14 protein-coding genes and 1 pseudogene are annotated in these 13,804 nt (G+C 71.7%); 9 read left to right on the forward strand and 6 right to left on the reverse strand.

Annotation, left to right across the window (positions count from 1 at the left end):
- The first annotated feature begins 110 nt into the window (after positions 1 to 110).
- The 9 genes and pseudogenes from HEB94_RS09055 to HEB94_RS09095 all read left to right on the forward strand — a co-directional run bounded on the left by HEB94_RS09055 (position 111) and on the right by HEB94_RS09095 (position 9,261).
- Positions 111 to 1,001, forward strand: coding sequence for an LLM class flavin-dependent oxidoreductase (locus tag HEB94_RS09055; RefSeq protein ID WP_192749477.1), 891 nt, complete (start codon positions 111 to 113; stop codon positions 999 to 1,001).
- A gap of 226 nt (positions 1,002 to 1,227) precedes the next feature.
- Positions 1,228 to 2,373: a glycoside hydrolase family 6 protein gene (locus HEB94_RS09060; protein ID WP_192749478.1), complete on the forward strand. Its 1,146-nt coding sequence runs from the start codon at positions 1,228 to 1,230 to the stop codon at positions 2,371 to 2,373.
- A gap of 111 nt (positions 2,374 to 2,484) precedes the next feature.
- Positions 2,485 to 4,137, forward strand: a complete 1,653-nt coding sequence (locus tag HEB94_RS09065) for a type 2 periplasmic-binding domain-containing protein (protein WP_192749479.1) — start codon at positions 2,485 to 2,487, stop codon at positions 4,135 to 4,137.
- A 211-nt stretch (positions 4,138 to 4,348) separates the two neighbouring features.
- Positions 4,349 to 5,452: a FecCD family ABC transporter permease gene (locus HEB94_RS09070; RefSeq protein WP_192749480.1), complete on the forward strand. Its 1,104-nt coding sequence runs from the start codon at positions 4,349 to 4,351 to the stop codon at positions 5,450 to 5,452.
- Positions 5,449 to 6,531: a FecCD family ABC transporter permease gene (locus HEB94_RS09075; protein WP_337917544.1), complete on the forward strand. Its 1,083-nt coding sequence runs from the start codon at positions 5,449 to 5,451 to the stop codon at positions 6,529 to 6,531. Before HEB94_RS09070 ends, HEB94_RS09075 begins: the two co-directional genes overlap by 4 nt.
- A 20-nt stretch (positions 6,532 to 6,551) precedes the next feature.
- On the forward strand, positions 6,552 to 7,388 hold the full coding sequence (locus HEB94_RS09080; protein WP_192749481.1) for an ABC transporter ATP-binding protein: 837 nt from the start codon (positions 6,552 to 6,554) through the stop codon (positions 7,386 to 7,388).
- Between the two features lie 93 nt (positions 7,389 to 7,481).
- Positions 7,482 to 8,120 carry a class I SAM-dependent methyltransferase gene (locus tag HEB94_RS09085; RefSeq protein ID WP_192749482.1) on the forward strand — a complete coding sequence of 213 codons (639 nt, stop codon included), beginning with the start codon at positions 7,482 to 7,484 and terminating at the stop codon, positions 8,118 to 8,120.
- 111 nt (positions 8,121 to 8,231) lie between these two features.
- A pseudogene (locus tag HEB94_RS54460) lies at positions 8,232 to 8,468 on the forward strand (alpha/beta fold hydrolase); the annotation flags it as partial.
- Between the two features lie 16 nt (positions 8,469 to 8,484).
- The gene (locus HEB94_RS09095; protein ID WP_202897097.1) at positions 8,485 to 9,261 is read left to right on the forward strand and encodes an alpha/beta fold hydrolase; all 777 of its coding nucleotides are present in this window, start codon (positions 8,485 to 8,487) and stop codon (positions 9,259 to 9,261) included.
- Positions 9,262 to 9,298: 37 nt separating this feature from the next.
- Here the strand turns inward: HEB94_RS09095 and HEB94_RS09100 are convergent, their stop codons facing one another.
- The 6 genes from HEB94_RS09100 to HEB94_RS09125 all read right to left on the reverse strand — a co-directional run bounded on the left by HEB94_RS09100 (position 9,299) and on the right by HEB94_RS09125 (position 13,797).
- On the reverse strand, positions 9,299 to 9,661 hold the full coding sequence (locus HEB94_RS09100) for a nitroreductase/quinone reductase family protein (RefSeq protein ID WP_192749483.1): 363 nt from the start codon (positions 9,659 to 9,661) through the stop codon (positions 9,299 to 9,301).
- A gap of 209 nt (positions 9,662 to 9,870) precedes the next feature.
- On the reverse strand, positions 9,871 to 10,911 hold the full coding sequence (locus HEB94_RS09105; protein ID WP_192749484.1) for an ABC transporter substrate-binding protein: 1,041 nt from the start codon (positions 10,909 to 10,911) through the stop codon (positions 9,871 to 9,873).
- Between the two features lie 156 nt (positions 10,912 to 11,067).
- Positions 11,068 to 11,469 (reverse strand): rhodanese-like domain-containing protein, encoded by a 402-nt coding sequence (locus HEB94_RS09110; protein ID WP_192749485.1) that lies wholly within the window; start codon positions 11,467 to 11,469, stop codon positions 11,068 to 11,070.
- Positions 11,466 to 12,029 (reverse strand): cysteine dioxygenase, encoded by a 564-nt coding sequence (locus HEB94_RS09115; protein ID WP_192749486.1) that lies wholly within the window; start codon positions 12,027 to 12,029, stop codon positions 11,466 to 11,468. The genes HEB94_RS09110 and HEB94_RS09115 overlap by 4 nt, the downstream gene beginning before the upstream one ends.
- A 143-nt stretch (positions 12,030 to 12,172) precedes the next feature.
- Positions 12,173 to 12,346 (reverse strand): hypothetical protein, encoded by a 174-nt coding sequence (locus HEB94_RS09120; RefSeq protein WP_192749487.1) that lies wholly within the window; start codon positions 12,344 to 12,346, stop codon positions 12,173 to 12,175.
- Positions 12,347 to 12,354: 8 nt separating this feature from the next.
- Positions 12,355 to 13,797 carry an aminotransferase class V-fold PLP-dependent enzyme gene (locus HEB94_RS09125; RefSeq protein ID WP_337917546.1) on the reverse strand — a complete coding sequence of 481 codons (1,443 nt, stop codon included), beginning with the start codon at positions 13,795 to 13,797 and terminating at the stop codon, positions 12,355 to 12,357.
- Positions 13,798 to 13,804: the final 7 nt, after the last annotated feature.

Below are 13,804 nucleotides of genomic sequence, written 5' to 3' on the forward strand. Positions count from 1 at the left end.
CGCACGGGGCGCGGCCGGACCCGCAGCACGCACCCGCACCACACACGCGCACCGCGCACCCGCACGACACACACGCAGCACGCGCACCACGCAGCACCGGAGGAGTGGCCATGCCCGACTACGGACGGGAGCTGTCGTTCGGGTACTTCCTCGTGCCGAACGCCGCCGACCCCCTGCTCACCACCGCGAGGGAGGTCGAGGACCTGGGGTTCGACTACCTCGGCGTCCAGGACCACCCCTACCAGCGGCGCTACGTCGACACCTGGACGTTGCTCAGCATGATCGCGGCCCAGACGACCCGGCTGCGGCTGTTCCCCGACGTGGCCACCCTGGCCCTTCGCCAACCCGCCCTGCTCGCGAAGTCGGCGGCCAGCCTGGACCTGCTGAGCGGTGGCCGGTTCGAGCTGGGGCTCGGAGCCGGTTCGTTCTGGGAGGCGGTCGAGGGGTTCGGCGGCGTTCGTCGTTCACCCGGTGAGGCCTACGCCAGCCTCGCCGAGGGCATCGAGGTGATCCGGCTGCTCTGGAGCGGCGGCCGCAACCTCCGCTACGAGGGCCACATCCACCGGCTGGCCGGTGCCGTCTCCGGCCCGGTGCCGCCCCACCCGATCGGGATCTGGCTCGGCGCCTACGGTCCTCGCATGCTGGGGCTGACCGGACGGGTCGCCGACGGGTGGGTCCCGTCCCTGCAGGGCGGGGACGCCACCTGGGTCGCCGAGGCGTCGGCGCGCGTCGACGAAGCCGCGACCGCCGCCGGGCGCCCGCCGAGCGACGTCCGACGGATCCTCAACGTCTCGGGCACCCTCACCAGCGGTCCCTCGAAGGGGCTCCTGCAGGGACCCGCCGACCAGTGGGTCGACGAACTGACCGACTTGGCGGTCGGTATCGGCTTCGACACGTTCGTGTTGTGGGTGTCCGGAGGGGACGAGGCGGCGCAGCGCCGGGAGTTCGCGGAGCGGGTGATCCCGCGCGTCCGCCAGCAGGTCGCCCAGGAACGCACCTGAGGTCCTGCCCGGGTCGGACCCAGATCCTGCCCAGATCCGACCCGTCCCGTCCCGTCCCGTCTCGGCCGGGCGCCGCGCCGGTCCCGGAAAGCCCCCTCGATCGGGTGAACGTGCCGGGGAGACCGCCCTCCACTAGTCCTGAGCCCACCCGCTTGTGTCCACCCCCGGGTTACGTTGGCCGAACATGCCAGTGGGTCCGCCCAGCGAGTGGGTCAAGGGGAGCAGGATGGGCCTTCGGGACAGCTGGAAGCATTTCCGGCGCGGGCGGATCGGTGCCCGTGCCCTCGCGATCTCGGTGATCCTCGCCGTCTCCGCCGGCATCGTGGTGATCACCAGCCCCTCCCGGCCGACGGCGTTGTGGTCGACCGGCTACACGTGGCCGCTGGCCGCGCACCCGGAAACGAGCGATCCGGTGTCGAGGACGGGCGGGCTCTACGTCGACCCGGACAACCAGCCGACGGCCTGGGTCCGGGACAACCCGACCGACCCGCGCAGCGCGGAGATCCGCAGGGGCATCGCCGACCTGCCGATCGGGCGCTGGTTCCTGGGCAACTGGGACGAGTCGCAGGTGGCCCGCAAGTACACCTCCGACGCCCAACGGGTCCAGCGGCTGCCGGTGCTCGTGCTGTACAACATGCCGCAGCGGGACTGTGGCGGCTACAGCTCCGGCGGCGCCGGCGACGAGGGGTCCTACCGGTCCTGGGTCGACGGCGTGGTGCGGGGAGTCGGCTCGCGCCCGGCGCTGGTGATCGTCGAACCCGACGCGCTCGCGGGCCTCAGCTGCCTCGACCAGGCCGGCCAGGAGCGCCGACTGCGGCTCCTGTCGTACGTCGTCAACCAGTTCGCGACGCGGGCACCCGCGACCTGGGTGTACCTCGACGCCGGCCACTCGAGCTGGGTCGATCCCCCGACGATGGCGGACCGGCTGATCCGGGCCGGCGTCGGCGAGGCGCGCGGCTTCGCCCTGAACGTCTCCAACTACCAGTCGACGCAGGTGAACGTGGGGTACGGCCAGGCTGTGGCGAGACAGCTGGAGGAGCACGGGATCCAGGCGCGGTTCGTCATCGACACGAGCCGCAACGGCAGCGGCGGCAACACCACCGAATGGTGCAACCCACCCGGGCAGCGGGTCGGCGTGTCGCCTCGGCTCGGCGGCGCCGACGGCCTGGACCTGCAGCTGTGGGCCCGGCCGCCCGGTGAGTCCGACGGCCAGTGCGGGATCAGTCCCTCGGCGCCACCGGGTGCGTTCGTCCCCTCGGTGGCGTTCACCCTCCTCACCGGCTCCGATCCGCCGGGCTGGGTCTTCGGACTGGAGGCGCCCAGCAACCTGTGGCACATGCTCCAGTCCGGTCAGGCGCCGCGCCCGTGGTGACCGGGTGACCGGGTGGTGACCGCGTCGGTGCCCGACCACTGACCGGCCAATCCGGTGAGAAGCGGGGGGGAGGGCATGGCCGCGAAGGCCACGATCGTTGATCATGGCTGGGTGACCCACGCGAGAAGCCTCGACCACCTCGACCGGAGGCGCTTCCTGCGCGGCCTGGCCGGTGGTGCGCTTCTCGGCCTCGCCGCTCCGGTGCTGAGCGGCTGTCAGTTCGGTGGTGTCGCGGAGGGCTCCGGTGCCGACGGCGGTGGTGCGCGGCTGCCGAAGTACCTGCCCTACGCCGGTCCGCGACCCGACCTGCCGGGCACCGAGGACGGCGTGAACCCTGCGTTCTTCCGGTTCCCCACCAACCCCGTGCGGGGCGTCGCGGAGGGGCCCGGGCAGGGCCGTCGGGTCCGGATCGTCACCACGGTCGGCGGACCCGTGCCGCCCGGCCCCAACCGCAACGGCTACTGGGCCGCGCTGAACGCCCGCGTCGGGGCCGACCTCGACTTCGAGATGGTCCCCGCCGCCGACTGGCAGCGCCGGTTCGCGAGCCTCGTCGACGGCGACGATCTGCCGGACCTGGTGCGGATCCACCCCGGGGCACCCGACCGGTCGGCGTTGCTGAACGAACGCTTCGCCGACCTCACCGAGCTGCTGGCCGGCGACGCGGTCGCCGACTTCCCGTTCCTGGCCAACCTCCCGACCTACTCCTGGCGCGGCGTGCTCAACGACGGCCGCCTCTACGGCGTCCCCGTCCCACGGCCCCTCGCCGACACCACCATGTACATCCGCACCGAGCTGGTCCCGCACCAGGGCCGGCTCACGCCGTCGTCGTTCGCGGAGTTCCGCGACCTGTGTCGCTCGGTCACCGACCCGAAGGCGCGGCGCTGGGCACTCGCCTGCCCGGACGAGCTCGTGGCGTGGGTCTACGGCATGGCCGGGCCGGCGACGGTGTGGGTGGAGGACAACGGCCGCTTCACCCACCAGTACGAGCGGGACGAGTACCGCCGGGCGCTCTCCGCGGTGATCGAGCTGGTGCGGGCGGGCTGTCTGCACCCGGAGTCCTTCACCGCCGACCTGGTGAAGCGACGGACCCTGCTCAACACCGGGCAGGTCGTGATGAACCACGACTCCTTCACGGTGTGGGCGGACACCCACGGCGACCCGGACGCGGACCCGAACGCCACGACGCAGGTGGCGACCCTGCGCGGTCTGGTGCCACCCGGGTTCGACGGAGGGGAGGGCGCCCAACGCGGCGGGACCGGCAACTCCGGCTTCACGGCGTTCCGCAAGGCCGACACCAAGACCCTGCGCCGGCTGCTCGGCGTCCTCGACTGGCTCGCCGCCCCGCTCGGGACGCAGGAGTACCTGCTGCGCAAGTTCGGCCGGTCGGGCGCCGACCACACCCTCGTCGACGGTTACCCGGTTCTCACCGAGACCGGCAGGCGGGAGACCGGGCTGCCCACCAACTACGTCACCGACTCCCCGCCGACCCTCGGCCCGGCTCCACAGGTGGACGTCGCACCGGCGTACGCCTGGCAGGCCGCGATCATCCCGATCACCCGGCACGACCCACGAGTCGGGCTCTTCGCGCCCACCGAGGCGGTCAAGGGGGCCGCGCTCGCGGCCAGGATGACGGCGCTCCAGCGTGAGGTGGTGCAGGGCCGCCGCACGCTCGCGGAGTGGGACGACGCCGTGCGGCGGTGGCGCGAGGACGGCGGGAACACGATCCGGTCGGAGTACGAGCGATCCTTCGAGCAGAACTCCTGACGACACTCCAGGCGACACTCTGACGACACCGGGGGGACGCGCCGCACGGCCGGAAACGGGCCTCTCGCCGTGAACTTGGTGGGCGGTGCAGACAGCGGCGCCCAGTAAGGTTAGCCTTCTCTTGGTTCGCGGCCGGGGCGACACGCGCACGCCGTGAAACCGACCCGGGCATCGGCGCCAGGTGTGCCCCCATTTCGACCGGAGGACGTTGATGGGCCGACTCGCAGGTGCGCCCGAGCGCCCAGGCGGAACGCTCCTCACGGATGGTAGAGCGGACGACACCGAGCCGTCGCAGGGGGCGCCCGGCAGGAGTCGACGCAGCAACACGGTCCGTGGGGTCGGCCTGCTGATCGCCGTCGGTGTCCTGGTCCTCGCCGTCCTGCTCAGCATCGCCGTGGGCTCGACCCAGATCCCGCTCTCCACCGTGCTCGACGTACTGGCGCATCGTGGCAACTCCAACGCCGCCATCGTCATCTGGGACCTCCGGCTTCCGCGCACGGTGCTCGGCATCGCCGTCGGCGCCGCTCTGGCCGTCTCCGGCGCTCTCATGCAGGCGCTGACCCGCAACCCGCTCGCCGACCCCGGCCTGCTCGGGGTCAACGCCGGAGCCTCCGCCGCCGTCGTCATCGCCATCGCGTTCCTCGGCCTGTCGAGCCTGGTCTCCTACGTCTGGTTCGCGCTCATCGGAGCCGCCCTCGCCTCGGGGGTGGTCTACCTGCTCGGCTCGCGCGGGCGGGGCGGATCGAGCCCGGTCCGCCTGGCACTCGCGGGCACGGCGATCACCGCGGCGCTGACGGCGTTCATCTCCGCGATCACCCTCACCAACACCGACGTCTTCGACCAGTACCGCTTCTGGTCGGTCGGCTCGCTGGCCGGCCGGGACGCATCCGTCCTCACCCAGGTCGCGCCGTTCCTGGTGATCGGCCTGGTGCTCGCCCTCTTCCTCGGCGGCGCCCTCAACGCCATCGCGCTCGGCGACGAGACCGGACGCGCCCTCGGCGCCCACCTCACCCGGACCAGGATCCTCGGCGCCTGCGCGCTCACCCTCCTGTGCGGAGCCGCCACGGCGGCCGCCGGGCCGATCGGCTTCGTCGGGCTCACCATCCCCCACGTCGCCCGCGCCATCACCGGACCCGACCAGCGCTGGGTCCTCGCCTACTCCGCCGTCCTCGGACCGATCCTGATGATCGGCGCCGACACGCTCGGCCGGATCGTCGTCCGCCCCGGTGAACTCGAGGTCGGCATCATCACCGCCATCGTCGGGGCACCCGTCTTCATCGCGCTGGTCCGCCGACGCAGGATCGCCGCCCTGTGAGCGCCCCCACCCGCGACGCCGCGCCGGCGGAGGTAGTCCACCCCACCGGCCGGATCCTGCGGACCCGAAACGGCGGGCTGTCCCTGCGCATCGACAGCCGTGTCCTCGTGGTCTGCCTGCTCATCCTGGCCGCGGCACTCGCCGTCTGCGTGGTGAGCATCGGCACCGGCGACTTCCCGCTCTCGCCCGCGGAGGTCCTGCGTACGCTCACCGGCCACGGCTCCAAGGCCACGGAGTTCGTCGTGATCACGCTCCGGCTCCCCCGCATGCTCACCGGCCTGCTGGTCGGCGCCGCGCTCGGTGTCGGCGGAGCGGTCTTCCAGAGCCTGTCCCGCAACCCCCTGGGCAGCCCCGACATCGTGGGCTTCACCACCGGAGCCGCGACCGGCGCGGTGATCGCCCTGCTGGTCTTCCACGCGGGGGCGGCCGTCGTCGCGGTAGCGGCGATCGTCGGCGGTCTCGTCACCGCCCTGCTGGTCTACCTCTTCGCCTGGAAGCGCGGAGTCCAGGGCTACCGGCTGGTGCTCATCGGTATCGGGGTCAGCGCGATGCTGGCCTCCGTCAACAGCTACCTGCTCACCCGGGCCGACGTGCGAGACGCCCAGGCCGCCGCCGTGTGGCTGACCGGAAGCCTCAACGGGCGCGGCTGGGAGCACGTCCTACCGGTCGCCGCCGCCCTGCTCGTCCTGCTCCCCATCCTGCTGCTGTTCGGCCGGCGGCTGCGCCTGCTGGAGATGGGTGACGACACCGCGACCGCGCTCGGCGTACCCGCGGAGCGGTCCCGACTGATCCTGATCGTCGTCGCCGTGGCGATCACGGCGGTCGCGACCGCCTCCGCCGGCCCGATCGGGTTCGTCGCGCTGGCCGCGCCGCAGGTCGCGCGCCGGCTCGTCCGCGCACCCGGCGTGGGCCTGGTGTCGTCGGCGCTGATGGGAGCGTTCCTGCTCGTCGCGAGCGACCTCGCGGCGCAGCGGCTGCTGGCGCCGACCCAGCTGCCGGTCGGTGTCATGACCGGCGCGGTCGGCGGTGTCTACCTCGCCTGGTTGCTCGCCCGCGAGTGGAGGTCGAGGATCACGTGAGTGGAGGAGGAAGGAACGCCATGCCCGCCATGCCCGCCGAGCCGGCCACCACCAGCCGGCTCCACGCCGAGCAGGCCACCCTGGCGTACGACGGCAGAGTGGTCAGCGAGAACCTCGACGTGGCCATCCGGGACCAGTCGTTCACGGTGATCATCGGCCCGAACGCCTGCGGGAAGTCGACACTTCTGCGGGCCCTGGCGCGGATGCTCAAACCGCGCACCGGCGCCGTCTACCTCGACGGCCAGGTGATCTCGTCGTACGGCTCGAAGGAGGTCGCCCGCCGGCTCGGCCTCCTCCCGCAGACCTCGATCGCACCGGACGGCATCACCGTCGCCGACCTGGTGGCGCGGGGACGCTACCCCCACCAGCGGCTGCTGCGGCAGTGGTCCCGCGACGACGAGCACATCGTCGCGGAGGCGATGCGGTCCACCGGGGTCACCGACCTGGCCGACCGGTTCGTCGACGAGCTGTCCGGTGGCCAGCGGCAGCGGGTCTGGCTCGCCATGGCCCTCGCACAACAGACCTCCCTGCTCCTGCTCGACGAGCCGACGACCTTCCTCGACATCGCACACCAGATCGAGGTCCTCGACCTCTGCGCCGACCTGCACGAACGCGAGGGCAGGACGATGGTGACGGTGCTGCACGACCTCAACCACGCGGCGCGGTACGCGACCGACCTGCTCGTCATGCGCGACGGTGAGGTGGTCGCATCCGGACCGCCGGCCGAGGTGATGACCGCGGAGCTGGTCGAGAAGGTGTTCGACCTACGCTGCCGGGTGATCGAGGACCCCGAGACCGGCACGCCCCTGGTGGTGCCGGCCGCCCGGGCCCGCACCGCTGTCGGCGTCGGTCGCTGACCCCGCCGAACCTCGCCCGCGTCCGATCCCACCCGCGATCCCGCCCCCGATAACCGCTCGACCCCGCGGCCCCTCGCTTGTAGCGTCCGGCGGATGCGAGGTGTCGATCCGAAGGACGTCGTACGCCGCGGATACGACGCGATCTCCCACGCCTACCGCGCGGACGACGCGGACGAGGGCGGATACGCGCCCTGGATCCGTGGGCTCCGGCGCCGCCTTCCCGCTCGGGGCACGGTCCTGGATCTCGGTTGCGGGTGCGGCATCCCGGTGGCCAGGGCGCTGAGCGAGGCGGGTCACGCGGTCACCGGCGTCGACCTGAGCGAGGTACAGATCCAGCGGGCCCGCACGCTCGTGCCGCGAGCCACGTTCCGCACCGCCGACGCCACCGAGGCCGAGTTCCCGGCGGCGTCCTTCGACGCCGTGGTCTGCCTGTACGCGTTGATCCACATGCCACTGTCGGAGCAGCCGGTACTCCTGCGCCGAATCGCCACCTGGCTACGTCCCGACGGCTGGTTCCTGGCGAGCGGGGGACACCAGGCCTGGACCGGCACCGAGGACGACTGGCTCGGCGCCGGAGCCACCATGTGGTGGAGCCACGCAGACACCGCGACCTACCGGACCTGGATCATCCAGGCCGGGCTGGTCGTGACGGATGAGGAGTTCGTACCCGAGGACGAGAGCGGGCACAGCCTCTTCTGGGCGCGGCGCCCGGCGACCGCGACGACCCCTTAGAGGGGGTTTCCCCGGCGCCCAAGCCCAGCGCGGTCGTGGCTTGGACGAGGTGGGCGAGCAGGTAACGCTGGAGAGGAGAACCGGATCCTGCCGCCCAGGGAGGAGAGTGCGATGACCCGGAAACAGCGGTCCACCCCAGTTCAGACGACGTCCTACCTTGAGGCCGGACCGAGGGACGGCCCGGTGGTCGTCCTGGTGCACGGGTGGCCAGGGCTGGCGGTGACCTGGCACCACCAGATCGACCACTTCGCAGCTGCCGGCTGTCGGGTCATTGCGCCCGACATGCGGGGATACGGCGCGTCCACCGTTCCTGAGGAGTCGTCGGCCTACCGGCAGGAGCTGATCGTCGCGGACATGAATCGGCCTGCTCGATCACGTCGGCGCCAAGAAGGCGATCTGGGTCGGCCACGACTGGGGAAGTTCGACCCTCTGGAACATCGCCGCGCATTTCCCCGAGCGCTGCACCGCCGCGATCAGCCTCGCCATCCCCTTCGGGACACAGGGTTTCGGTGGCCGGACGTCGAGGATCGACCGGGAGCGCTACCCCGAGGAGTCCGACCCGTTCGGCCAGTTCGACTACATGGCCTTCTACGAGCAGAACCCGCGCCGCGTCACCGGCGTTTTCGACGCCAACCCCGCCAGCACCGTGCGGTACTTCTTCCGCCGGGGGGATCCCGCCGTCCTGACCCGGCGGGCGCCCTCATCGAACATCACCCGCGACGGGGGCTGGTTCGGTGGCGCCGACCAGGCGCCGGACGTTCCGCTGGACCGGGCCATTCTGGACGACAACACCTACGCCGCCCTCACCTCCGCGCTGCGGACCAACGGGTTCCACGGGCCGCCGGGCTACTACCTCAACCACGCGGACAACGCCCGCTACGCCGAGTCGGCGTTGCACGAGGGCCGGCTCGACATGCCCGTCCAGTTCGTCGGGGCCGAGTACGACGACATCGCCGACATCCACGTCCCGTCCGCCCACACAGCGATGCGGGACACGTGCCGGGACCTCACCGAGTCCGTGGTTTCCGCCGGGCACTGGCTCCAGCTGGAGAAGCCGGACGAGGTCAACCAGCTCATCGAGGACTGGCTCCACACCAAGAACCTCGTTCCGACGGGCCAGCACGTCCGCGTGAGCGACTGAGATCTCGATTCTGTGGGTGGTCCCGAGCTGACCCGAGCTAGTCCGTGGGGCCTTCGGCAAAGTCGATCTCGACCATCGGCGCGTTGCGAACCAGCTCCTCGAGCGAGGACTGACCGAGGTACCACGAGGTCTGCGCGTCGGTGAAGACCAGGTGGCGCAGCCGCGGATCGGTGATCGGCCGCGCCGTGGCAGGCAGGTCCTGGTCTGCGACGTGCACGATCACCGCGGGGTTGGTGAGGACGTTGGCGTACCAGTGCCGGGGGCCGGGCGTGCCTGTGACGACGAAGCGCCCGTCCACATGGAACCACCAGATCTCGATCCGCAGCGGCCGTCCTGACCGGCGTCCCCGCGTCGTGAGGTCGATGGTCCGAATGGCCGCGAGTGCCGCGATGTCGATCATGCACCTCAACCTAGAAGCTCTACCGTGGTTCAGGTCAAACGACGGGTGCGGGAGCTACCCAGCAGCCGTCTCCGGCCCGTCGACCTGGACCCTGAACATGGAAACGCCCCGGGGAGAAGGGTCGCCGACCTCTCCCCGGGGCACCGGTCGTCACCGGTCACGCTTCCCCCGCCTGTTGTCCCCCGCCTGTTGCTCCACGCCTGCGTTCACTACCCCCGCTGGGCGTCCACGCCGAACGTCTTGGCCAGGTCGTCCAGGATGTAGTCGGCGCCCTGGATGCTGCACGGCGTCATCCACAGTGCGTCGTCGACGTCGTGCACCTCACCCTTGAGTCGCTTCCACAGCGGGTTCGCCTCGAACTTCGTCTTGGTCTTCGCCGAGGAGCCGGCATCGTCGGCGTACGTCGTCACGAAGATGTGGTCGGCGTCGGCGTCCGGGATGCGTTCCTCGGAGATCTCGATGGCGATGTTCGCGGGATCGGCGACGTCCTGTGGCTTCGGGCGGGCGAGCCCGGCGTCGGTGAGGACGATGCCGCTGAACGACAGCTTGGTGTAGAGCCGGGTCGGACCGTCGACGAACCGGACGACGGAGATCGTCGGGTTGTCCGCCTTCGCGTTGATGGCGTCACCGATCGCCTTGGCCCGCTGCTCGTAGGCGGCGATCTTGGTGGCGGCGAGCTTCTCCTCACCCAGCGCCTTCGCGAGCAGGGTGATGTTGGACTTCCAGGTGGGTCCGCTGCTCTCCGACATGATGGTCGGCGCGATGGCGCTGAGCTTGTCGTACAACGCCTCGTGCCGGACCTTCGCCGTGACGATCAGGTCGGGCTTGAGCGCGACGATCTTCTCCAGGCTCGGCTCCTCCAGGGAGCCGACGCTCACGGCGTCCTTGCCGAGCGTCTCGCGGGCGGGGCCGAGGTAGCTCGGAAGCTCGTCGCTGATCGCGCGGTAGGAGGTGAAGCCGACCACCGGAGTGTTCAGCAGCAGCGTGTCGTCGACGAAGCTGCTGTCGAGCGCCACGACGCGCTTCGGCTTGGTCGGGATCTCCGTGCTGCCCATCGCGTGCTTGACGGTCCGCGGGAAGCCGGTGTCGGACTTCGCGGAGTCGCCGGCTCCGCCGCCGGCGGCATCTCCACCGGAGCTGTCGGTGGTCGCGGCGCCGCCACCGCAGCCGACGGCCAGGGCGAGGACCGCGATGAGCGGGGCGAACGTCGTCGCCAACCGGCGAAGCGCTGGAGGCCTCGAGTTCGTCATGGGGGCGTACTCCCTTCGGGGCGACCGCCGGGATGGAGTCGCACGAGGAGACATTAGCTTAGGCACGCCTAAGTCGTGACGAGTCCTGCGATGTTGGCCCAACCGGTCCGACAACCGACCCAACCGACCCAACCGTCCCAACCGGCCCAACTGTGCCTAGCCGGGCGGGCGGGACGGCAGCCCGGCCGCCACCCACGCGACGAAGCCGCCGTCGACGTCGGTCGCCCTGGACAGCCCGAGGTCCTGCAGGCAGGCCGCGGCGAGACTCGAGGTGTAGCCCTCCGAGCACAGGACGATGACCTCGACGTCGTAGCCCTGCGCCTCGGGTAGCCGGGCGTCGCTGGTCGGGTCGAAGCGCCATTCGAGGACGTTGCGCTCGACCACCAGCGCGCCGGGTACGGCACCCTCGACGTGGCCCTCCCGGGCGCGCTGTTCGCTGGGCCGGATGTCGACGAGAACCGCGCCGCCACGGACCCGGTCGTAGGCCTGCGCCGGGCTGAGCCGGCGGAGCCGGGCCCGCGCCTGCGCGAGCACCTCGTCGATGGTTCTTCTGGTCACCAGTCGACTCCCGCGCGGTCGGAGGAAACGATCGTCAGCCGATTCTCCGCCAGCGAGTAGCGCGTCATGGCGGTGAGTGACGGCGCGTAGGCGTGCACGCTGATGGCGGGCTGCCCGTCGGCGTTGCCGACGTCGTGGATGTGCTCGTAGCCGAAGCCGCGGACCTGTCCCGCCGCGAACCTTCGCCGCACCCGCCGCACGGTCCCGGGAACCACGTCGGGCGCGAGGGTGGTCTCGGTGAGGGCGCCCTGGATCACCGCGAAGGCACCGAGTGCCTCGCCGTGGTCGTGCAGCCCGGTCTCCTGACCGGGCAGCCAGGAGATCAGCCAGACCTCGTGCTCGGGGTCGACGTCGAGCCGGGCATACCAGCGTTCGGCGCCCTGCCCGTAGCGGACGAGGTCCCGCCATCGGGTCGGGTCGGCGGCGACGCGGCGTACGAGCGCGGCGGCGGCCGCCACGCTGGGGCCGTCCGGCGTAGGCACGCCGGTGCCGAGGGTGCTGGCGAAGGAGGTGCCGAGGCGGTCGGAGTCGTCACTGAAGTTGAGCGAGGTCGCGGACATGGGTGTTCTCCCGAACGGTCGAGCGGACGCCGTCGGTGACGGCGGAAGGGCTACTCGAACCGCTGGTCCCACGGCCGGACGTCCGGCGGTGAACGGGTGTGCGGAGAATGTCGTCGCAGGGGACGGCGTCGACTGGTTCGGCGTCAGCCGAGCGGACCAGCGGCGCGCAGACACCGCTCGTCGAAGTGGTCACCGCGCCGGCCGATCCAGAAGACCTCGAGCGTGGGACGCCGGAAGGTGCGCAGGGCGGCGCTCGCGGCCGGAGACACGACCGGGCTCGAGACGGGCAGCACGGCCGGACTCGCGACGGGACTCATGAGGAGGCTCACCGGATGGTCCCGCTCTCACACGGGGACGCCCCACCGGCGCTGCCGAGGCTGGCTCCGGCCCACGCGGGTGCCGTCCGGGGATCGCCGACCGGGCTCCACCGGCCCTCGACCCGGGCGTACTCCCACCGCGGACCGACGCTGAGCAGGCGCTCCACGGCGTCCGCGAGCCGGTCGACGTCGCTGAGGGTGGTGCCGACCCCGACGCTGGCCCGCAGGGTGCCGGCCTGGGCACCCAGCCGGGACAGCAGCGGGTGCGCGCAGAACTTCCCGTCGCGGACGCCGATGCCGTGCTCGGCGGAGAGGTACGCCGCGACGAACCCGGGCTCGTAACCCTCGACGGTGAACGCCACGACTCCGATGGCGCTCGGGCTGTCCCGCCAGATCTGGTGCAGTCGAACGCCGGCGAGCGCGTCGAGTCGGCTGGCGAGCCGGTTCCGCAGTGCCTCCTCGTGCTCCTCCAGCGCGCCTTCGGGGAGGTCGGCGAGGACCAGGCAGGCCCGCGCGAGAGCGGCCGCGCCGAGCACGTTGGGGGTGCCGCCCTCATGACGCTGGGGCGCGCTCGCCCAGGTCGTACCGGTCAGGGTGACCTCACGGACCGCGCCGCCGCCGGGCAGGTAGGCGGGGGCCTCGTCCAGCCAGTCACGGCGCCCGACCAGGACACCCGAGCCGAGCGGTGCGTACACCTTGTGCCCGGAGAACGCGACGTAGTCCACGCCGGTGGCCGCGAGGTCGATCCGCCGGTGCGGGGCGAGTTGGGCGGCGTCCAGGACGACGCGGGCGCCCGCCTCGTGCGCGAGCGCGACGATCTCGGTGAGGGGGAGCACCTCGCCGGTGACGTTGGAGGCACCGGTGATCGCGAGCAGGGCCGCCGGCCGCGCGGCGAGTTCGGCGCGCAGCGCGACCAGGGTGGCGCGCTGGGTGGTCCCGGCGACGACGTAGCGGTGCCGACCGCGTTGCCAGGGCAGCAGGTTGGCGTGGTGCTCGATGTCCAGGAACAGCACGTCGCCGGCCCGCTCGCCCGCGCCGTCGGTGGGCACGCAGTGCGCGAGGAGGTTGAGCGCGTCGGTCGTGTTGCGGGTGAAGACGACGACGTCGTCGGCGCGTGCTCCCACGAACGCCGCGACCTGGGCGCGAGCATTCTCATACAGCGACGTACTCACCTGGGAGGCGTAGCCGGCGCCTCGGTGCACGCTCGCGTAGTAGGGCAGCACCTCGGTCAGATGCGCGGCGACCTCCTCCAGGCAGGGCGCGCTGGCGGCGTAGTCGAGGTTGGCGTACGTCGTCTCCTGGCCGGTGACCAGGGGAACCCGTAGGTTGGCGCCGACCACCGGCAGCAACGGGCGGACCCCGACCGCATCGGTGGGAGCGGAGACATCCTCGTAGGACGGGAGAACGATGTCGGGCGAACAGCGCTCGGCTTGGACGTCGATCAGGGGCACGGCACAC

Source organism: Actinopolymorpha pittospori (assembly GCF_014873875.1).
Lineage (GTDB): Bacteria > Actinomycetota > Actinomycetes > Propionibacteriales > Actinopolymorphaceae > Actinopolymorpha > Actinopolymorpha pittospori.